This is a genomic window from Streptomyces sp. NPDC047081, assembly GCF_040643775.1.
Taxonomy (GTDB): domain Bacteria; phylum Actinomycetota; class Actinomycetes; order Streptomycetales; family Streptomycetaceae; genus Streptomyces.
Genome location: NZ_JBEYUY010000029.1, coordinates 113,849 through 133,891, shown reverse-complemented (window position 1 = coordinate 133,891; position 20,043 = coordinate 113,849). Strand labels below are relative to the sequence as shown.

Below are 20,043 nucleotides of genomic sequence, written 5' to 3'. Positions count from 1 at the left end.
ATGCAGATCATCCTGACCAAGCTGCCGGTCAGCCTGTCGCGGGTGATCGGCGCGATGGTGCTCTGGCTGCTGCTGGGCGTCGGCACGGGCGTCCGCCTGCTTCTACAGCGCGCCGAAGCCCACCTTGCGGGGGGCCGGCTCGCCGAGCTCTACGTAGGCGAGGCGCTCGGCCGGGACGAGGACCTTGCGGCCGTGCTCGTCCACGAGGGAGAGCAGCTGCGACTTCCCCGCCAGGGCGTCGGCCACGATCCGCTCGACCTCCTCGGCACTCTGACCGCTCTCCAGAACGATCTCGCGGGGCGCGTGCTGCACGCCGATCTTGACCTCCACGGCTATGTCCCTCCGACGGTCATTAAGTGCGCGACCATTCCGCGCCGTACCCAGCACACATTAGCCCGGTGAGGGGACGTACACGCTCCGCGCCTGAACGCCAGGAGCGAACAGCGAGCGGGAACAAACGGCCCCCACGCGCGCGTGCGTGTCAGTGGTGCTGCTCGATGCCGTGCAGCGGGAAGCCCGCGATGCCACGCCAGGCCAGCGAGGTCAGCAGCTGAACCGCCTGGTCGCGCGGGACGCTGCGGTCGCTGTGCAGCCAGGAGCGGGCCACCACCTGGGCGAGGCCGCCCAGGCCCGAGGCCAGCAGCATCGACTCCGCGCGGGAGAGGCCGGTGTCCTCGGCGATGACCTCGCAGATCGCCTCCGCGCACTCGTTCGTCACCTTGTCGACGCGCTCGCGGACCGCGGGCTCGTTCGTCAGGTCCGACTCGAAGACCAGGCGGAAGGCGCCGCCGTCGTCCTCGACGTACGCGAAGTACGCGTCCATGGTCGCCCGTACGCGCTGCTTGTTGTCGGTGGTCGACGCGAGCGCGCCGCGCACCGCCCCGATCAGTGACTCGCAGTGCTGGTCCAGCAGGGCCAGGTAGAGGTCGAGCTTGCCCGGGAAGTGCTGGTAGAGCACCGGCTTGCTGACGCCGGCGCGCTCGGCGATGTCGTCCATCGCGGCCGCGTGGTAACCCTGCGCCACGAAGACTTCCTGCGCGGCGCCCAGCAGCTGATTCCGTCGGGCACGGCGCGGCAGGCGCGTGCCCCGCGGGCGTGCCGCCTCTGTCTGCTCGATGGCTGTCACGCCGCCTCCAAAATTCGTCCACATGCGGTGTGCGCCGCGCGGCCATCGTACTTTTCGGTAACCCTGGTGTGCGCGGTGCGAGCGCAGAATTTCACGGACCGGACGGCCGCGAAAGCCGCGCATAGGGTTTCAAAACGGGATGCGGCGGGCAGTGACCCGTCTTGTTCCAGCTCAGCGGCACCCTCCCGAGCGGCCGTGTCCCCCGTCAGCGGTAGTCGTCCTCGTCGAGGGAGACCACTCGGCGCTGTTCCACCAGGTCCGCCTCGTTCGCCCGGGCCGGGTCCACGTCCTCCAGCGGCTCGTCACGGTTCGGTGACACGTCGGCGTGCTGCTCCGCCGCGTCGTTCTCCGGGGCCTCGACGTCGAACTCCGGCGCCTCCTGGGCGTCCTGGTCCTCGAAGGTCTCCGGATCGGTGGGGTCGATGGCCATGTCGGGCTCCCTTCCTACGAATGTCCCTGGAAGAAGCAGGGGCCACTACGGGTGCCCTCTGTACGAGCCTAGGAGACACCCGATCGGGACGCTATGCGATGCGCGTACGATCTGTGACGGCTAACACAGGCGAACACATGAGCCTCTACGTGATCGTCTCGTAACATTGCCGCATGTCTTCGACCGAGCTGCCGTCCGTCCCGGCGTCCACCGCGCTGCCGAAGGTGGCGCCCGTCAGGGTCGCCGAGGGTGAGCGGCTCAGGTCGGTCGGACTGCCCGGGATCACCCTGACGATCCGGTCGAGACCACCCGCGCGCGAGGGGCTGCCGCCCGCGCTGTACGTCCATGGCCTCGGCGGTTCCTCGCAGAACTGGTCGGAGCTGATGCAGCAGCTCGAGGGCGTCGTCGACGGCGAGGCCATCGACCTGCCGGGCTTCGGCGACTCCCCGCCGCCGGACGACAGCGACTACTCGGTCACCGGGCACGCGCGTGCGGTGATCCGCTACCTCGACTCCGCCGGGCGCGGTCCCGTGCACGTCTTCGGCAACTCGCTCGGCGGCGCGGTCACCACGCGCGTGGCGGCCCTCCGCCCCGACCTGGTCCGCACGCTCACCCTCGTCTCGCCGGCCCTGCCCGAGATCCTCGTCCAGCGCACCGCCGTGCCCACGGCACTGCTCGCGCTGCCGGGAGTCGCCGGGTTCTTCACCCGGTACACCCGCGGCTGGACGGCCGAACAGCGCGTCCGCGGGGTCCTGGGTCTCTGTTACGGCGATCCCGGGCGGGTGTCGCCGGAAGGTTTCCGCAACGCGGTCGAGGAGATGGAGCGGCGGCTCCAACTGCCGTACTTCTGGGACGCGATGGCGCGTTCCGCGCGCGGGGTGGTGAACGCGTACACGCTGGGCGGCCAGCACGGGCTGTGGCGCCAGGCCGAGCGCGTCCTCGCGCCGACGCTCCTCGTCTACGGCGGCCGCGACCAGCTCGTCGGCTTCCGCATGGCCCGGAAGGCGGCCCGCGCCTTCCCGGACTCCCGCCTCCTGACCCTGCCGGAGGCGGGACACGTGGCGATGATGGAGTACCCGGAGACGGTGGCCCGCGCGTTCGTGGAACTCCTCGGGGAGACCGGGGAGTTGGCGGCCGGGGCGGTCGGCGGGGGCTCGGTGGACGGTACGGCGGCCGTGAACAGGGCCTCGGCTTCGGTCGACGGTACGGCGGCCGTCGACGGGGACCAGTCCGCAGCCGAGAGCGCGGGGAGCTGAGGGCCGACGTGGGACGCCACAGCCGCCGCGGGGGTGCTGCCGCCGCGAAGGGTGACGCAGGGGACATAGACGGGGGCAAGGGGGCCCGGGGGACTGAGGGTTCCGGGAGATCAGTGAGGCCTGGGGGCTCCGAGGCGCCGAGGACGGCGGACGGGACGCCCGCGCGTGGGGTGCCGCGGTTGCCGGACGGTACGCCGGCTCGTGGGGTGCCGAGGACGGCGGATGGCACGCCTGCGCGTGGAGTGCCGAGGACGGCGGATGGGACGCCCGCGCGTGGGATGCCGCGTTTTCCTGACGGGACGCCTGCCCATGGTGTCCCGCGGCTGCCGGACGGGACGCCCGCGCATGGTGTGCCGCGTTACGCCGACGGCACGCCCGCCCGCGGTGTTCCCCAGGTTCGTGGTGGGCATCCCGAGCAGCGTGAAGGCGGAGGCGGCTGGGGGCAGTTGAGGGGGCGGCCGGGAGCCGGGTACGGGCCTGCTGGCGGATCCGGGGCTGCCATTCCCCGGCAGCGGCAGACCCCTCCTGGCGGACCTCGGCAGGACTATCTCGATGCGTTCGGCGACGGTGACGGCGAGGACGTCGACGTATTCGCTCCCCGTGGCGGCGCCTCCGCGTCGCACGCCTCGGACGCGTACCTCTCCACGCATGCCGCCACCTCCACGCACCCCTCCGACCCCTACGCCTCCGTCACCGACTGGGACCCCCGCACCGGAGTCGGCGTCGCGTCCGACGCGGAGGGCGATGGCGACGACCCGCCGCCGAGCGGTGTGCCCGCGCAGGCCAAGGGGGCCAAGGGGCGGACGTTCACCGGGATCGCGGCCGCCGCCGTCACCACCGTGCTGGCCGTCGTGGTCGCCGGTCAGGTCACGCACGGGCGCGACGATTCGGCCATAGGGACGCAGTCGGCCACCGACCAGGCGCGGGACGTGCGCGACTCGTCCTCGCGCGGGGAAGGCCGGCCGACGCCGTCCTCGTCGGCGAGCGTCGCGACATTGACGTACGCGCAGAAGATGGACACGAAGTACACGTTGAGCGCCACGCTCAAGGGATCAGGGAAGTTCGACGCGATCCCCGGGACCGACAAGGCGCCTGGGAAGGGCCAGAAGTACACCTACCGCGTGGACGTGGAGCGGGGGCTCGGCCTCGACGGCGCACTGTTCGCGCAGGCCGTGCAGAAGACGCTCAACGACGACCGGAGCTGGGCCCACGACGGCGCCCGCACCTTCGAGCGCGTCTCCACCGGCAAACCTGACTTCGTGATCACCCTCGCCAGCCCCGGAACCACCGCGACCTGGTGCGCCAAGTCCGGCCTGGACACCACCGAGGACAACGTGTCCTGCGATTCGGCCTCCACCCAGCGCGTCATGATCAATGCGTACAGATGGGCACAGGGATCAACCACATACGGTGATCAGATCCATGCGTACCGGCAGATGTTGATCAATCATGAGGTCGGTCACAGGCTCGGCTACAGCCATGTCACCTGCAGCAAGGACGGTCAGCTCGCGCCGGTCATGCAGCAGCAGACCAAGTTCCTCGACCACGACGGGATCCACTGTCTGCCCAACCCCTGGCCGTATCCCAGGAGTTGACAGGAGCCACATAGGTCACGTTGACATGCGCAGAAAGTTCATACATATTTCTGGGCATGTCGACCCCCCACGCCATCGCACGCGCCGCCATCGAGCTGGCGCTCATCGGCGTGACCCCGCTCTGCGTGGCCGACATCCACTGTCGCTGACGTCCGCCCTCTGGCGTTCGCGTCGCGATTTCTTTCCCCTTCCGTGACTGGGTCACGGTTTTCGACGACCTGACGCCCGGGCAGAGGTCTGTTCGCTTCCGTCTCACTCCTCGTCAATCCGTCTCACTATTCGGGCCATAGGGGTCCGAACCATCCGAGAGGTCGTCATTCCGATGCGTCAACCGTCCGACACAGCGCGCCGAGTGGCCGCGGTATCCGTAGGCCTTGTTCTGGCAGCGGGCGCCGCCGCCTGCGGGCCCAAGGACAACGATGCCAAGGGCTCCGGTGGCGACTCCACGCCGCACAAGGGCGGCACCCTGACGGTGCTGAACTCCAGCCCGCAGGAGAACTTCGACCCGGCCCGGCTGTACACCTCGGGCGGCGGAAACGTCCCGTCCCTGGTCTTCCGTACGCTCACCACCCGCAACCGCGAGGCCGGCGCGGCCGGCGCCAAGGTCGTCCCGGACCTCGCCACCGACACCGGGCGTCCCAACAAGGACGCGACCGTGTGGACGTACACCCTGAAGAAGGGCCTCAAGTACGAGGACGGCACGGCGATCACGTCCGCCGACATCAAGTACGGCATCGAGCGCTCCTTCGCGCCCGAACTGTCCGGTGGCGCGCCCTACCTGCGGGACTGGCTGGTCGGCGCGGCCGACTACCAGGGTCCCTACAAGGACAAGAAGGGCCTGTCGGCGATCGAGACGCCGGACGAGCGGACCATCGTCTTCCACCTGAACAAGCCCGAGGGCGAGTTCCCGTACCTGGCCACGCAGACGCAGTTCACGCCCGTCCCGAAGGCCAAGGACACCGGCACGAAGTACGCCGAGCACCCGGTCTCGTCCGGCCCGTACAAGGTCGTCGAGAATGAGAACAACGGCGAGCACATCGTCCTGGAGCGCAACAAGTACTGGTCGGCCGCGACGGACGCCGAGCGCAAGGCCTACCCGGACAAGGTCGACGTGAAGTCGGGGCTCGACTCCTCCGTGATCAACCAGCGGCTGTCGGCGTCCCAGGGGACGGACGCGACCGCCGTCACGACGGACACCAACCTCGGACCGGCCGAGCTCGCCAAGGTGACCGGTGACAAGGACCTCGCCTCGCGCGTCGGCACCGGCCACTTCGGCTACACGAACTACATAGCGTTCAACCCGACGGTCAAGCCGTTCAACAACATCAAGGTGCGGCAGGCGATCTCGTACGCCGTCGACCGCTCCTCCGTGATCAACGCCGCGGGCGGCTCCGCGCTCGCCGAGGCCGCGACCACCTACCTGCCGAACCAGAAGTCCTTCGGCTACGAGCCCTACGACCTCTTCCCGGCGGGCAAGACCGGCAACGCGGCGAAGGCCAAGGAACTGCTGAAGGAGGCGGGTTACCCGAACGGGCTCACCGTCACGCTGACGCACTCCAACGCCAAGGACTTCGAGACCAGCCCGGAGATCGCGACCGCCATCCAGGACGCGCTCAAGAAGGCCGGCATCACGGTCAAGCTGCAGGGCCTGGAGGACAACGACTACTCCGACACGATCCACAACGTGAAGACCGAGCCGGGCTTCTTCCTCGCCCACTGGGGTGCCGACTGGCCGTCCGGCGGTCCCTTCCTCGCCCCGATCTTCGACGGCCGGCAGATCGTCAAGGACGGCGCGAACTTCAACACGGGCCTGCTCAATGACAAGTCGGTCAATGCCGAGATTGACGCGATCAACAAGTTGACCGATCTTGACGAGGCCGCCAAGAGGTGGGGTGCACTGGACAAGAAGATCGGCGAGCAGGCGCTGACCGTCCCGCTGTTCCACCCCGTCTACAAGCGCCTGGTCGGCAAGGACATCCGCAACGTCGTGATCAGCGACTGGACCGGCGTCCTTGACATCTCGCAGGTCGCGGTCAAGTAGCGCTGTGAGCGAGGCACTTGTCGCCACCCAGGTCCCCGAGGCGTCCGCCTCGGGGACCTCGGGGGCTCGTCAGTTCTGGCGGCGGCTGCGAGCGCAGCGCGCCGCCCTCGTCGCGGCGGCCGTCGTCGCGCTGCTGGTCCTGGTCGCGCTCGCCGCGCCGCTGCTCACGGCGCTCGAGGGCCAGGACCCGACCACCTACCACCCCTCGCTCGTCGACTCCGCGCGCGGAGGCGTGCCGATCGGCTCCTTCGGCGGCATCGGCGGGGACCACTGGCTGGGCGTCGAACCGCAGACCGGACGCGATCTGTTCGCACGGCTGGTGTACGGCGCCCGGGTCTCCCTGGGTGTGGCGCTGGCCGCCACCGCCGTACAGGTCCTCCTCGGTGTCGTCGTGGGTGTCGCGGCCGCGCTCGGCAATCGATGGGTTGATCAACTGTTGAGCCGGATCTCCGACATCATCGTGGCCATGCCGTTGATGATCATGGCGCTGGCGCTGCTGGCCGTCGTGCCCGGCAGCTTCCCCCGGCCCGTCCTGGTCGCGCTCATCATCGGCTTCGTCGCCTGGGGCACGATCGCCAAGATCACCCGAGCCGCGACGCTCTCCCTCAAGGAGCTCGACTACGTGTCCGCCGCCCGGCTCAGCGGCTGGGGCACCTGGCGCATCGCCCGCCGGGAACTGCTGCCCGGCCTCGCCGCGCCCGTCATCACCTACGCGGCCCTGATGGTGCCGGCCAACATCACCATCGAGGCCGCGCTGTCCTTCCTCGGCGTCGGCGTGAAGCCACCCACCCCGTCCTGGGGGCAGATGCTCACCTCGGCCAACGTCTGGTACCAGGCCGCCCCGCAGTATCTGCTGCTGCCCGCGGGCGCGCTCTTCGTGACCGTCCTCGCGCTCACCGTCCTGGGCGACGGCATCCGCACCGCCCTCGACCCGCGCGCGGCTTCCCGGCTGCGTGTGGGCACGGGGCGGAAGCAGGAGGCCAGGGTGGCCGCGGGCGAGGCGAAGGCCGACCCGGCCGGCGGCAAGGAGGCGAAGTCATGAGCGGCTTCGCCGGATTCGCGGTGCGCCGCACCGTGGCCGCCGTGCTCACCCTGCTCGCCCTCTCGGTGATCATCTACGTCGTCTTCTACGCCACCCCCGGCAACGTCGCCCAGATCACCTGCGGCCCGCGCTGCTCGCCGGAACAGGTCCACCAGGTCGCCCAGCAGCTCAGGCTCGACGACCCGCTGTACCTGCGCTACTGGCACTTCCTGGAGGGCATCGTCGTCGGCCAGGACTACTCGACCGGCACGTCCGTCGAGCACTGCTCGGCGCCCTGCCTCGGGCAGTCGTACCAGAGCGACCAGCAGGTCATGCAGATCATCCTGACCAAGCTGCCGGTCAGCCTGTCGCTGGTGATCGGCGCGATGGTGCTCTGGCTGCTGCTGGGCGTCGGCACGGGCGTCCTGTCCGCCTGGCGGCGCGGCCGCCTCACCGAGCGGGTACTGACCGGCATCACCCTGGCCGGCCTCTCCACGCCCGTCTTCGTCATCGGGCTCGTCCTGATGATCGTGGTCTGCGGGCAACTGCAGCTGCTGCCCTTCCCGGAGTACGTCTCCTTCTCCGACGACCCCGAACAGTGGGCCTGGGGCCTCCTGCTGCCCTGGCTGACCCTCGCGCTCGCCGAGGCGGCCTACTTCGCGCGGCTCACGCGCGCGTCGATGCTGGAGACGCTCGCCGAGGACCACATCCGCACCTTCCGCGCCTACGGCGTCGGCGAGCGGTCCATCGTCGGCCGGCACGCCCTGCGCGGCGCCCTGGCGCCGATCATCGCCCTGAACGCCAACGACTTCGGCAGCGCGGTGGGCGGTGCCGTCCTCATCGAGTCGCTGTTCGGCCTTCCCGGCATCGGTCAGGAGCTCGTCCATGCGGTCAATGTGGTCGACCTGCCGGTCGTGGTCGGCATGGTCCTGGTCATCGGCTTCTTCGTGGTCCTCGCCAACGCCGTCGCGGACGTGCTGTACGCGCTGGCCGACCGACGGGTGGTACTGACGTGAGTCTCGTCCAAGTCACGGATCTGACCGTCGAGTTCGGCGACCTGCGGGCCGTCGACGGCCTCTCCTTCGAACTGGCGCCCGGCGCCGCCCTCGCCCTGGTCGGCGAGTCCGGCTCCGGCAAGTCCACGGTCGCCTCGGCCCTGCTGGGCCTGCACCGCGGCACGGGCGCGCGGGTCGGCGGCTCGATCGAGGTCGCCGGCACCGACGTACGGAAGGCGAGCGACGAGGAGCTGCGGCGGCTGCGCGGGGCGAAAGCGGCGATGGTGTTCCAGGACCCGTTGTCGTCCCTCGACCCGTACTACGCGATCGGCGACCAGATCGCCGAGGTGTACCGCGTGCACACGCGCGTGTCGCGACGAGCGGCACGCGCGCGTGCCGTCGAGGTCCTCGACCGGGTTGGAATTCCGGACGCACCACGGCGGTCCCGGTCGCGCCCGCACGAGTTCAGCGGCGGCATGCGCCAGCGCGCGCTCATCGCCATGGCGCTCGCCTGCGAACCCGAGCTGCTGATCGCCGACGAGCCGACCACCGCCCTCGACGTGACCGTCCAGGCCCAGATCCTCGACCTGCTGCACACGCTGCGCGAGGAGACCGGCATGGGGCTGCTGCTCGTCACCCACGACGTCGGCGTCGCCGCCGAGAGCGTCGACCGGGTGCTCGTCATGCAGCACGGGCGCGTGGTCGAACACGGGCCGGTGACGGCCGTACTGGGGTCGCCGGCCGAGGCGTACACGCGGGAGCTCATGGCGGCCGTGCCGCGCGTGGACGACCGGCGCACGCCGTCCGAGGCCTCCGAAGAGGTCGTCCTGGAGGCGACCGGCCTGCGGCGCGAGTTCGGCCGCGGCAAGCGGGTGTTCAGGGCCGTGGACGACGTCTCGCTGACCATCCACCGGGGCGAGACCCTCGGTGTCGTCGGCGAGAGCGGCAGCGGCAAGACGACGCTCGGGCGGATGCTGGTCGGACTCCTGGAGCCGACGGCGGGTGAGGTCCGCTACGACGGCCACGCGCGCGTGGGCGTGAATCCGGCCGTCCAGATGGTCTTCCAGGACCCGGTCTCCTCCCTCAACCCGCGTCGCAGCGTGGGCGAGTCTATTGCCGACCCGCTACGCGCGCGTGGCGAGCGCGACGAGAAGGCCATCAGGGGGCGCGTGCGGGAACTGCTGGAGCGCGTGGGGCTCGAAGGGGCGCACTACGACCGCTATCCGCACGAGTTCAGCGGCGGCCAGCGCCAGCGCGTCGGCATCGCGCGGGCCCTCGCGGCCGACCCGCGCGTGATCGTCTGCGACGAGCCGGTCTCCGCGCTGGACGTCACGACACAGGCCCAGGTCGTCGCCCTGCTCGGCGAACTCCAGCGCGAACTCGGGCTGGCGCTCGTCTTCGTGGCGCACGACCTCGCCGTGGTCCGCCAGGTCAGCGACCGGGTCGCGGTGATGCGCAGCGGCCGGATCGTCGAATCGGGGCCTGCCGACGAGGTGTACGACAACCCCCAGGACCCGTACACCAAGCAGCTGTTGGCCGCCGTACCGGCGCTCGACCCCCAGGTCGCGGCCCGCCGCCGGGCCGCACGGCGGGAGCTGGCCGCAGCCTGACGTAACGTAACTGCTTGATCTCTTAGCGCGATCGAACGCGACCCGCACGGGAAAGTTACGACCGTTCACCCCTTTTGGTGGCGCGATGGACAACCGTCCGTCGCGCCACCGCCTTGTCCGCATACGTTCTTCCCGCTGCGAGCCGTCGGGTCAACGGCGGCTCCCCAAACGGGAGATCGGGGGTGCGCGCGTGCGCATCGGACTGCTTACGGAGGGTGGCTATCCGTATGTGAGCGGTGACGCCAGGCTCTGGTGCGACCGGCTCGTGCGCGGGCTCGAGCAGCACGAGTTCGACATCTACGCGCTCAGCCGCAGTGAGAGCCAGGAGGACGAGGGCTGGGTCCCGCTGCCGCGCCAGGTCGGCCGGGTGCGGACGGCGCCGCTGTGGGCGGCCGAGGACGACGGAGTGGTGTACGGGCGGCGGGCGCGCCGGCGGTTCGCCGAGTGCTACGGCGAGTTGGCGGCCGTGCTGTGCAGGGGGAGCGCCGGAGATGCCCACGGAGCCTCCGAGGAGACGTCCGCCGCTGAGGCGGACCGTTTCAGCAGCGCTCTGTACGGACTCGCCGAACTCGCCCGCGACGAGGGCGGCCTGGTGGGCGCACTCCGATCGGAACGCGCCGTGCGCGCCCTGGAGCGCGCCTGTCGTGCGCCGGGCGCGCTGCAGACGGCTCGCGAGGCGCGCGTACCGGATCTGCTCGCCGTCGCCGCACACCTGGAACGCGCCCTGCGCCCCCTCTCGCTCGACTGGTACGAGGACGGCCTCGACGAGGTCGACCTGTGCCACGCGACCTCGGGCGGCCCGGCGGCCCTGCCCGGGCTGCTCGCCCACCACTTCTCCGGCGTACCGCTGCTGCTGACCGAGTACGGCGTGCGGTTGCGTTCGCACTACCTCGGCGCCAGCGGCGCGCCCCCCGCCGTACGGTCGCTGCTCGCCGCCTTCCACGGCAGGCTCGCCGCCGAGATCTACACCCGGGCCTCCGTCATCACGCCCGGCAACGCGCACGCGCGCCGCTGGCAGGAACGCTGCGGCGCCGACCGCGCCAAGCTCCGCACGGTCTACCCGGGCATGGACGCCTCGCACTTCGCCGAGGTGGGGGAGTCCACGGAGTGCGCGAACCCCGACACGCTGGTCTGGGTCGGCCGCGTCGAACCCGCCAAGGACCTGGTGTCGCTGCTGCACGCTTTCGCCGAGGTCCGCAAGGAGGAGCCGAAGACACGGCTGCGGATCGTCGGCGCCCCGGTCGGCGCCGAGGGCGAGGCCTATCTCGGCCACTGCCGGGCCCTCGCCGCCCAGCTCTTCCCCGACGAGGCGGACGGGCTGCACTCCGTCGGCGACAACCCCGTCTCCTTCGAGGAGATCGGCGGGCCCGAGCTGCCGACGCTCGCCGACGCGTACGCCGCCGGCGCCGTGACCGTGCTGTCCAGCGTGGTCGAGGGCTTCCCCATCAGCCTCGTCGAGGCCATGTTCTGCGGGCGCGCGACCGTCTCCACGGACGTCGGCGCGGTCGTGGAGGTCATCGGCGGTACGGGGCTCGTCGTGCCGCCGCGCAATCCGCGGGCGCTCGCGGAGGCGTGCGTGGCGATGCTGCGCGACCCCGAGCGCCGTGAGCGCCTGGGCGCGGCCGCACGCGCGCGTGCGCTCGAACTGTTCACCGTCGAGCAGAACACCACGGCATTTCACGGCATTTACCTGGAGATCGTGTCGCACACGCCGGTACGCCGGGTCGTCCTCGACGAAACGGGAGAGCCACTGCCGTTCGCCGCCCCCGCCGAGGCGCATGTGCCCGGCCGCTGGACGGACGCGGGGGCTCGTGTGGTGGCGCGGGGAGGGCCGGGGTGGGCGGCGGGGGTGCCTGGGGTGCCTGGGGTGCTGGGAGCGCCGGGGACGCCAGGGGCGACGGTTCGGGCGACGGCTTCGGAGTCGGCAGTGGAAGGGGCGCCTGTACGGGCGACGGCCTCCGAGTCGACCGTGGAGGGGGCGCGATGAGCGGGCTCGGAGAACTGGATCGGCCCGGGATGCCGGAGAGTCCGGGGGCGTGGGACGAGCGCTCGGAGGAGTGGGCCGCGGGGAGCGCCGAGGGGTGTGAGCCGGGGCGCGTGGCGGGGGACGCGTGCGCGGGGGCGCGTGAGGAGGGCGAGGCGAGTGCACGCGCGCGTGCGGAGAGCGAAGGGGGCGTACGCGCGCGTGTCGGCAGGGACGCACTCACCGGCACACCTATCGGAACCCCGGCCGACATGCCCACCGGAATCCCCGCCGACAGGCTTACCGGAAGCCTCGCCGACACGCCCGCCAGCACACCCGCCGGTACAGGCACTGGCGCCGAAGCCGCCTCCGCCCGGCGGCAGCCGCCGGCCCCCCGTCGCACCGCCGCCGACCCCGTCAAAGCCCTGATGCACCGTCACCGGGAGCTGTGCGAGCGGGCCGTGGACCCCCTGGAGATCGCGGCCGGGCTGGAGGCGCACGGTGTCACCGACCGGACCGCGGCGCGATTCCGGCACCGGGACGTCTTCTCCCTCGCCGAGGAGATGTTCGCGCGCGCCGCCCGTGACGAGGAGGCCGCGCCCATCCCTGCCGCCGCCCCGGCACCTCAGGTACGTACCGGCTGGGTCCTGCTCACCCTCCTCCCCGGTGCGCTCGGCACCGCGACCGTGGCCGGTCTGCGGCTCACCCACGGACAGGCCCGCGCGTTCGTGGCTGTCGCCGGCGCCCTCGCCGTGGTCCTCGCCGTGCGCGCCGCGCTCTCCCGCGGCCCCCTCTCCGCGAACGACCGCACGACACCCGGACCCGTCCCGCACGCCCCTTCCACCCGCATCTGGACGTCCTGGCTCCTCGCCTACGCCGTCCTCGGCGACGGACTCCTGCGCGCGGCCGTCTCCGGAGGCCCCGACACCTTGCCCACCGGCGCCGCCGACGGACCGTGGCCCCTCGCGAGTGCCCCCGTCCTGGCCCTCGCCTGGGCCTGCGCCCCCGCGGCCTGGTGCGCCCACCTCTTCGCGGTGCGCGCCCGCCGCAGGCTCGCCGCCAGCCGTGGCCTGGAGGAGTTCGCCGACTCCGTACGACCGCTGCTGCTCGGCACGTTCACCCTCCACCTGTGCGCCCTGGCCGCCCTGCTCGCCCTGTGCGCCACGGTCCTGGGCGAGAGCGCCGTGTACGCCCAGACCGTCACCCTGGGCGCCCTGCTGCTTCTCGCCCGGCTCCTCACCACACACGGTTTCACCCACGCCCCGGCGATCGTCCTGACCGCCGCGGCCTCGGCCGAGGCGACCGCCCTGGTCACCGTCTTCGCGGGCCGCCTCCCCGGCTGCGGCTTCCTCGCCACTCCCGTGGAGTCGCTGGTCGGGGCATGGGGCCCCGGCAGCGTCCCGGCCCTCGTCTGCGGCGCAGCCGCGCTGACCCTGCTCGTCCACGCGGCCCGCACCCTCACCCGGGCCTCCGCCCACGCCCCAGCGGACCGGCCGTGCTGACGCGGCAGCGGCCTCCGGGGCCCTCGCGGGAGCGCGCCCACACGCACTCCGCGGCCCGACGAACCCAGCCCGAGGCGCCCGGTCCCGCCGCTCTGGGCAACGGCACCAACCCCTCTGAAGGAGAACCCCAGATGATCACCTCCCGACCCGAAGCCTCGGCCCCGGGAGCCGCCCGATGAGAGTCCTGCTGATCGGAGCCAACGGCTACCTCGGCCGCTTCGTCGCCGACCGTCTGCTCGCCGACCCGGCCGTCCAGCTCACCGCACTCGGCCGCGGCGACGACGCCGACGTCCGCTTCGACCTCGCCTCGGGCAGCCCCGGCGCCCTCACCCGCTTCCTTGACGCGGTCCACCCCGGCGTCGTGGTCAACTGCGCTGGCGCCACCCGGGGCGGGGCCCGCGAACTCGCCCGGCACAACACCGTCGCCGTCGCCACCGTCTGCGAGGCCCTGCGCCGCAGCGGCTGCGGCGCCCGGCTGGTGCAGATCGGCTGCGGCGCCGAGTACGGCCCCAGCCAGCCCGGCTCCTCCACGGCGGAGGACGCCGTGCCGCGCCCCGGCGGCCCGTACGGCGTCAGCAAGCTCGCCGCCACCGAACTCGTCCTCGGCTCCGGCCTGGACGCCGTCGTGCTGCGTGTCTTCTCCCCGGCCGGCCCCGGCACCCCCGCCGGCTCCCCGCTCGGCCGGCTCGCCGAGGCGATGCGCCGCGCCATGCAGTCCGGCGACGGCGAGCTCAAGCTGGCCGGCCTCGGCGCGCAGCGCGACTTCATCGACGTACGCGACGTGGCGCGCGCCGTGCACGCCGCCTCGCTCTCCGCCGCCCAGGGCGTCATCAACATCGGCTCCGGACGCGCCGTCCGGCTGCGCGACGCCGCCGCGACCCTCGCGCGCGTGGCCGGGTACGGCGGCGCCCTGCACGAACTCGACGGCCCGCCCGGCCCGCTGCGGGCGTCCATCGGCCACCCGCGCGGCGAGTCCGACCACGCGGCCCCGGTCGCGTACCCGTATCCCGACGGCTGCGGCAGCTGGCAGCAGGCCGACGTGCGCACCGCACGCGACCGGCTCGGCTGGCGGCCCCGGATCAACCTCGAGGAATCCCTCGCCGACATCTGGATGGAGGCGGCATGCCGTATGTGACCAGCACCAGGACCAGCACCGCGAGCACCGACGTCCGCACGAGCCTCGGCATCCCGGGCTACGCCCACCCCCTGCTCGCGCCCACCGAATGGGGCGAACTCACCCGCCCCGGCACCCCCTTGCACTGGGTCGTCCTCAATGTCGCCGACGGCCCCGGCAGCCGTCCCGACCCGCACTGTCTGGAGGCGGCCGGCCGGCTGCGCAACGCGGGCGTCCGCGTCCTCGGCCACCTCGACTCCACCTACGGAGCCCGCGGCTTCGGCGAGATCGTCTCCGACGCGAACCGCTACCTCGACTGGTACCAGGTCGACGGCTTCCTGCTGGACCGCTGCCCGACCGAGCGCACCTCGCTCCCCGAGATCCGGCGCACCGTCACCACCCTGCGGGCGATCCGCGACGACGCCCACATCGTCCTCGGCCACGGCACCCACCCCTGCCCCGGCTACGCCGAGAGCGCCGACCAGTTGGTCACCTTCTCGGGGCCGTGGAGCGACTACCGCTGGTCGCAGGTGGCCGAGTGGACCGCCGACTACCCACCCGAGCGCTTCTGCCACTTCGTCCACGGAGTGCCCCGCCCGCATCTGGAGGAGGCGCTGCGGATCGCCCGCTGGCAGGGCGCGTCGACCATCTACTTCACCGACCGCACGGATCGCGGCGGGCGTTGCGACCCCTGGGAGACCCTGCCCGGCTACTGGGACGAAATCGTCTCGCGGATCGGGACGGGTGTCTCGGAATGAAGAAGGCCGTGGCAGTGTTACAGGGAGAACAACTGTAGTGATTGACCGACCAACGGAGTCCCCGTGTCGCTGCCACCCCTGGTCGAGCCCGCATCTGAGCTCACCGTAGACGAGGTCCGCAGGTACTCCCGCCACCTGATCATCCCCGACGTCGGGATGGACGGGCAGAAGCGGCTGAAGAACGCCAAGGTGCTCTGTGTGGGCGCCGGCGGCCTGGGCTCGCCGGCGCTGATGTACCTGGCCGCGGCGGGCGTCGGCACGCTCGGCATCGTGGAGTTCGACGAGGTCGACGAGTCGAACCTGCAGCGCCAGATCATCCACAGCCAGGCCGACATCGGCCGCTCCAAGGCCGAGTCCGCCCGTGACTCCGTCCTCGGCATCAACCCGTACGTGAACGTGATCCTTCACGAAGAGCGGCTCGAGGCCGAGAACGTGATGGACATCTTCAGCCAGTACGACCTGATCGTCGACGGCACCGACAACTTCGCGACCCGCTACCTGGTCAACGACGCCTGCGTGCTGCTGAACAAGCCGTACGTGTGGGGCTCGATCTACCGCTTCGACGGCCAGGCCTCCGTCTTCTGGTCCGAGCACGGCCCCTGCTACCGCTGCCTCTACCCGGAGCCCCCGCCGCCGGGCATGGTCCCCTCCTGCGCCGAGGGCGGCGTGCTTGGCGTGCTGTGCGCGTCCATCGGCTCCATCCAGGTCACCGAGGCGATCAAGGTCCTCACCGGCACCGGTGAGCCCCTCGTCGGCCGCCTGATGATCTACGACGCCCTGGAGATGCAGTACCGCCAGGTCAAGGTCCGCAAGGACCCGAACTGCGCGGTCTGCGGCGAGAACCCGACGGTCACCGAGCTCATCGACTACGAGGCCTTCTGCGGCGTCGTCTCCGAGGAGGCCCAGGAGGCGGCCGCCGGCTCGACCATCACTCCCAAGCAGCTCAAGGAGTGGATCGACGACGGCGAGAACATCGAGATCATCGACGTCCGCGAGATCAACGAGTACGAGATCGTCTCCATCCCGGGCGCCAAGCTGATCCCGAAGAACGAGTTCCTCATGGGCACCGCCCTGGAGGGCCTCCCGCAGGACAAGAAGATCGTCCTGCACTGCAAGACGGGTGTGCGCAGCGCGGAGGTCCTCGCGGTCCTGAAGTCCGCGGGCTTCGCCGACGCCGTGCACGTCGGCGGCGGCGTGATCGGCTGGGTCAACCAGATCGAACCGCACAAGCCGGTCTACTAGGCACAGGCCTTCCCGGCAGGGGCTCGGCACCATGGGTGCCGGGCCCCTCGTCGTCGCCCCTACGAGGCGCAGACCTTGCCGTCGTCCGGCGCCGTGCCGTTCAGCAGATACGTGTTCACCGTCGAGTCGACGCAGTCGCTCCCGCTGCCGTACGCCCCGTGACCCTCGCCCTTCCAGGTGAGCTCCACCCCGACGCCCTTGCCCAGTTCGTCGGCCATCTTCCGGGCGCCCTCGTACGGTGTCGCCGGGTCGCCGGTGTTGCCGACCACCAGGATCGGCGCCGCGCCCGGTGCGCTCACCTCCGGGTTGTCGAACTGCCCGGCCACCGGCCAGTCGTGGCACCAGCCGGCCGAGTCCCAGCCGAGGAAGTCCCCGAACACGGGCGAGATCTTCTCGAACGCGGGCAGCCGCTTCTTCGTCTCCTCCGCCGTCGGCCGCTGCTTGTCGTCCAGGCACGATATGACTCGTTGCGAGTGGGTCGTCGTGCCGTAGTGCCCCGAGTCGTCGCGCTCGTTGTAGCCGTCCGCCAGCGCCAGCAGCTCCGTGCCGTCACCCTGCTCCGCCGCGTCCAGCGCGCTGGTCAGCGTCGGCCAGCCGGACTTGCTGTACAGCGGCAGGACGATACCGGTGACCGCGAGCGACTGCGTCAGCTCGCGCCCGGACGAGGTCGGCAGCGGCTTGGCGTCGAGCCGCTTCAGCAGGTCCGCGATCTTCTGTGTGCCCTGCTTCGGCTCCTGGCCGGTCGACTTCAGATAGTCGTCCAGGGCGCGCTGGAAGCCCTTGGCCTGGTTCTCCGCGTGCCCCACCGAGTCGGCGCTCGGGTCGACCACCGCGTCGAGGATCAGCCGCCCGACCTTCTTCGGGAACAAGTGGGCGTACACACCACCCAGTTCGGTGCCGTACGAGATGCCGAAGTAGTGCATGGTCGAATCGCCCAGTACCTGCCGCATCAGGTCCATGTCGCGGGCGGTGTCCGTGGTCGAGACGTGCGCCATCAGGTTTCCGGCGGCCTTCTGGCAGCCCTTGCCGAAGTCGACGGCGTCCTGGAAGTACGCCTTCTCCTCGGCCGGGGTGTCCGGTGTGGCATCGATGTCCTCGGCGGCCTGGATCGCCTTGTCGCTGCGGCAGCGCACGCCCTCGCTGGCGCCCACCCCGCGCGGGTCCCAGCTGACCAGGTCGTACCGCTCGTGCAGCTTGGAGACGGTGGGTGCGTACGACGGCATGTAGTCGACGCCCGAGCCGCCCGGACCGCCGAAGTTGAACAGCAGGGAGCCGATGCGGTCGCCGCCGGTCGCCTTCGAGCGGATCAGTGCGAGATCGATCGTCCTGCCCTCGGGCTTCGACCAGTCCAGCGGCGCCTTGAGCGTCGCGCACTGCCAGTCGCTGCCGGGCGCGGCGGAGCCCGCGGTCGCCTTGCAGCGCCCCCAGGCGAGCTTCTGCGCGGTCAGGGAGGAGGGCAGCGCGGCGGTCGTACCGGAGGAGCCGGTCGTCGGTGAAGCGGCCCCGCTCGTCCTCCCATCCCCCTTTCCGTCCCCGCCGTCCGACGACGAGCCGCTGCTGCAGCCCGCCACCAGGAGTCCGGCGGCCGCCCCCAGAGCCGCCCAGCGTGCGATTCGTGCCATGTGCTGTCCCCCCATGTGAGCCGTCCGCACCGAGCAGCAGACGGCGGTCAGGCCATGGTAGGCACATCGAGCCGTAACTGCGTTGGCCTGTGGATAACCGTCTGACCTGCACGTTTATCCGGAATGGGGGTCGGTCACTAGGAGCAGACCGTTCCGGCCGCCGGTACCTTCCCGTCCAGCAGATAGCCGTTCACCGCGCTCTGCACGCACTTGTTCTTGCTGTCGTAGGCGCCGTGCCCCTGGCCTTTGTAGGTCAGCTCGACGCCCACACCCTTGCCCAGCGCGTCCACCATCTTCCGCGCGCCCTCGTACGGGGTCGCCGGGTCGCCGGTGTTGCCCACGACGAGGATCGGCGCCGAGCCGGCCGCGCTCACGTCGGGATGCTCGGCGGCGCCCGCGACGGCCCAGTCGGTGCAGCTGATCATTCCCCAGGCCAGGAAGTCGCCGAACAGAGGCGAGGCGGCCCGGAACTCCGGCAGCTTCTGCTCGACGTAGGCGGAGTCGTACCGGGACTTGTCGTCGGCGCAGTTGATGGAGATGTTGGCCGCGGTGATGTTGCTGTACTCGCCGTTCTCGCTGCGCCCGTTCATCGAGTCGGACAGGGCGAGGAGGATCTTGCCGTCACCGTCGTACGCCTGCTCCAGGCCCTCGGTGAGGTACTGCCAGAAGTCCTTCGAGTACAGCGCCTGGGCGATGCCGTTGGTCGCGGCGGTCTGGGTCAGCTCGCGCGGGAAGATGCCCGGGATCGGCTTCTTGTCGAGGTCCGCCAGCAGCTTGGCGATACGGTCCTTCACGTCCTGGGCGGTGTCGCCGACCGGGCAGTCCTCGGTCTTCGACGTGCAGTCCTCGGCGAAGTTGTCCAAGGCCAGCTGGAAGCCCTTGGCCTGGCCGAGCGAGCCCTGCTCGGCGTCCTGCGTCGGGTCGACGACCGCGTCGAAGACGGCCCTGCCGACCTTTTTCGGGAACAAGTGGGCGTACACGCCGCCGAGTTCGGTGCCGTACGAGATGCCGAAGTAGTACAGCTTGTCGTCGCCGAGGACCTGCCGCATGAGGTCCATGTCGCGGGCCGCGTCGGTGGTGCGCACGTGCGGCAGCACTTTCTTGGAGTTCTTCTCGCAGGCGGCGTTGAACTCCTTGGTGTTGTCCAGCAGTTTGGTGCGCTCGGCCGCGTCGTCGGGGGTCGCGTCCTGCTGGAAGTAGGCGTCGAGCTGCTGGTCGCTCTCGCACTTCACGGGGGCGCTGCGGCCGACTCCGCGCGGGTCGAAGCTGACCAGGTCGTAGCGGGTGCGCAGCTTCGCGTAGTCCTCGCCGAAGGCGGGCAGCGTGGTGACGCCCGAGCCGCCGGGGCCGCCGAAGTTGAAGACGAGCGAGCCGATGCGCCTGCTCGCGCTGCCGCTGGTCTTAGCCCGGATCAGGGCGATGCCGATCGTGTCGCCCTTGGGCTTGTTCCAGTCGAGGGGCGCCTTCATGGTGGCGCACTGCCACTTCGTGCCGTTCGGCAGCGGTGACGGGGCATCGCCGCCGCCCTCCGCCTGGGACGGTGCCGTGCAGTCCTTCCAGTCCAGCTTCTGGGCCGACAGGTCCTCGTCGTCCTTGGAGTCGCCGCTGCAGCCCGCCAGCAGGGAGGACAGCAGCACGGCGGTGGCGGTCAGGGCAGCGGCACGCGCGCGGGGAGGCTTCGGCATGCCTCCATCCTGCGGGCGCCCGAGGCGTGATGCTCGGGGCACGGGCCGTATGAGGTACGCGCGCGTAAGGCCGTCGTACCAAA

At 71.2% G+C, this 20,043-nt stretch carries 17 protein-coding genes; 12 read left to right on the top strand and 5 right to left on the bottom strand.

The genetic code is table 11. From position 1 onward, the window contains the following. Positions 1-102: 102 nt before the first annotated feature. The 3 genes from ABZ848_RS39475 to ABZ848_RS39465 form a co-directional block, all read right to left on the bottom strand. Entirely contained in the window at positions 103-330 is a 228-nt protein-coding gene (locus ABZ848_RS39475; RefSeq protein WP_242766138.1) for a DUF3107 domain-containing protein, read from the bottom strand. Between the two features lie 151 nt (positions 331-481). After that, entirely contained in the window at positions 482-1,126 is a 645-nt protein-coding gene (locus tag ABZ848_RS39470) for a TetR/AcrR family transcriptional regulator (RefSeq protein ID WP_242766139.1), read from the bottom strand. A 205-nt stretch (positions 1,127-1,331) separates the two neighbouring features. Then, positions 1,332-1,556: a hypothetical protein gene (locus ABZ848_RS39465; RefSeq protein WP_360839848.1), complete on the bottom strand. Its 225-nt coding sequence runs from the start codon at positions 1,554-1,556 to the stop codon at positions 1,332-1,334. 173 nt (positions 1,557-1,729) lie between these two features. Here ABZ848_RS39465 and ABZ848_RS39460 point away from each other — a divergent pair, with 173 nt between their 5' ends. The 12 genes from ABZ848_RS39460 (at position 1,730) to moeZ (ending at position 16,653) form a co-directional block, all read left to right on the top strand. After that, complete coding sequence (locus ABZ848_RS39460; RefSeq protein ID WP_360839847.1) at positions 1,730-2,812, top strand: alpha/beta hydrolase; 1,083 nt, start codon at positions 1,730-1,732, stop codon at positions 2,810-2,812. Between the two features lie 8 nt (positions 2,813-2,820). Continuing rightward, positions 2,821-4,407 (top strand): DUF3152 domain-containing protein, encoded by a 1,587-nt coding sequence (locus tag ABZ848_RS39455; RefSeq protein WP_360839845.1) that lies wholly within the window; start codon positions 2,821-2,823, stop codon positions 4,405-4,407. Positions 4,408-4,463: 56 nt separating this feature from the next. Continuing rightward, positions 4,464-4,556 carry an Ms4533A family Cys-rich leader peptide gene (locus ABZ848_RS39450; protein ID WP_360839843.1) on the top strand — a complete coding sequence of 31 codons (93 nt, stop codon included), beginning with the start codon at positions 4,464-4,466 and terminating at the stop codon, positions 4,554-4,556. A gap of 173 nt (positions 4,557-4,729) precedes the next feature. Next, positions 4,730-6,448: an ABC transporter substrate-binding protein gene (locus ABZ848_RS39445; RefSeq protein WP_360839841.1), complete on the top strand. Its 1,719-nt coding sequence runs from the start codon at positions 4,730-4,732 to the stop codon at positions 6,446-6,448. 4 nt (positions 6,449-6,452) lie between these two features. Then, positions 6,453-7,490, top strand: coding sequence for an ABC transporter permease (locus tag ABZ848_RS39440; protein ID WP_360839839.1), 1,038 nt, complete (start codon positions 6,453-6,455; stop codon positions 7,488-7,490). Next, complete coding sequence (locus tag ABZ848_RS39435; RefSeq protein WP_360839837.1) at positions 7,487-8,485, top strand: ABC transporter permease; 999 nt, start codon at positions 7,487-7,489, stop codon at positions 8,483-8,485. Before ABZ848_RS39440 ends, ABZ848_RS39435 begins: the two co-directional genes overlap by 4 nt. Continuing rightward, positions 8,482-10,074 (top strand): ABC transporter ATP-binding protein, encoded by a 1,593-nt coding sequence (locus ABZ848_RS39430; RefSeq protein ID WP_360839835.1) that lies wholly within the window; start codon positions 8,482-8,484, stop codon positions 10,072-10,074. Before ABZ848_RS39435 ends, ABZ848_RS39430 begins: the two co-directional genes overlap by 4 nt. Before the next feature lie 190 nt (positions 10,075-10,264). Next, positions 10,265-12,061, top strand: coding sequence for a DUF3492 domain-containing protein (locus ABZ848_RS39425; protein ID WP_360839833.1), 1,797 nt, complete (start codon positions 10,265-10,267; stop codon positions 12,059-12,061). Continuing rightward, positions 12,058-13,539 (top strand): hypothetical protein, encoded by a 1,482-nt coding sequence (locus ABZ848_RS39420; protein WP_360839831.1) that lies wholly within the window; start codon positions 12,058-12,060, stop codon positions 13,537-13,539. Before ABZ848_RS39425 ends, ABZ848_RS39420 begins: the two co-directional genes overlap by 4 nt. A gap of 175 nt (positions 13,540-13,714) precedes the next feature. Continuing rightward, on the top strand, positions 13,715-14,674 hold the full coding sequence (locus ABZ848_RS39415) for an NAD-dependent epimerase/dehydratase family protein (RefSeq protein ID WP_242766149.1): 960 nt from the start codon (positions 13,715-13,717) through the stop codon (positions 14,672-14,674). Beyond that, positions 14,662-15,411 carry a spherulation-specific family 4 protein gene (locus ABZ848_RS39410; protein WP_360839830.1) on the top strand — a complete coding sequence of 250 codons (750 nt, stop codon included), beginning with the start codon at positions 14,662-14,664 and terminating at the stop codon, positions 15,409-15,411. The genes ABZ848_RS39415 and ABZ848_RS39410 overlap by 13 nt, the downstream gene beginning before the upstream one ends. Positions 15,412-15,474: 63 nt before the next feature. After that, positions 15,475-16,653, top strand: coding sequence for an adenylyltransferase/sulfurtransferase MoeZ (gene moeZ, locus ABZ848_RS39405; protein WP_360839829.1), 1,179 nt, complete (start codon positions 15,475-15,477; stop codon positions 16,651-16,653). 59 nt (positions 16,654-16,712) lie between these two features. On the opposite strand, the gene ABZ848_RS39400 is transcribed toward moeZ, so the two are convergent. Further along, on the bottom strand, positions 16,713-18,275 hold the full coding sequence (locus ABZ848_RS39400; protein WP_360839828.1) for an alpha/beta hydrolase: 1,563 nt from the start codon (positions 18,273-18,275) through the stop codon (positions 16,713-16,715). Between the two features lie 137 nt (positions 18,276-18,412). After that, complete coding sequence (locus tag ABZ848_RS39395) at positions 18,413-19,960, bottom strand: alpha/beta hydrolase (RefSeq protein WP_360839827.1); 1,548 nt, start codon at positions 19,958-19,960, stop codon at positions 18,413-18,415. Positions 19,961-20,043 lie beyond the last annotated feature (83 nt).

Coding starts and splice junctions, on each gene's coding strand:
- ABZ848_RS39435 (WP_360839837.1), top strand. CDS start 7,487: ATGAGCGGCTTCGCCGGATTCGCGGTGCGCCGCACCGTGGCCGCCGTG.
- ABZ848_RS39395 (WP_360839827.1), bottom strand. CDS start 19,960: ATGCCGAAGCCTCCCCGCGCGCGTGCCGCTGCCCTGACCGCCACCGCC.
- ABZ848_RS39415 (WP_242766149.1), top strand. CDS start 13,715: ATGAGAGTCCTGCTGATCGGAGCCAACGGCTACCTCGGCCGCTTCGTC.
- ABZ848_RS39460 (WP_360839847.1), top strand. CDS start 1,730: ATGTCTTCGACCGAGCTGCCGTCCGTCCCGGCGTCCACCGCGCTGCCG.
- ABZ848_RS39400 (WP_360839828.1), bottom strand. CDS start 18,275: ATGGCACGAATCGCACGCTGGGCGGCTCTGGGGGCGGCCGCCGGACTC.
- ABZ848_RS39465 (WP_360839848.1), bottom strand. CDS start 1,556: ATGGCCATCGACCCCACCGATCCGGAGACCTTCGAGGACCAGGACGCC.
- ABZ848_RS39445 (WP_360839841.1), top strand. CDS start 4,730: ATGCGTCAACCGTCCGACACAGCGCGCCGAGTGGCCGCGGTATCCGTA.
- ABZ848_RS39420 (WP_360839831.1), top strand. CDS start 12,058: ATGAGCGGGCTCGGAGAACTGGATCGGCCCGGGATGCCGGAGAGTCCG.
- ABZ848_RS39450 (WP_360839843.1), top strand. CDS start 4,464: ATGTCGACCCCCCACGCCATCGCACGCGCCGCCATCGAGCTGGCGCTC.
- ABZ848_RS39410 (WP_360839830.1), top strand. CDS start 14,662: ATGCCGTATGTGACCAGCACCAGGACCAGCACCGCGAGCACCGACGTC.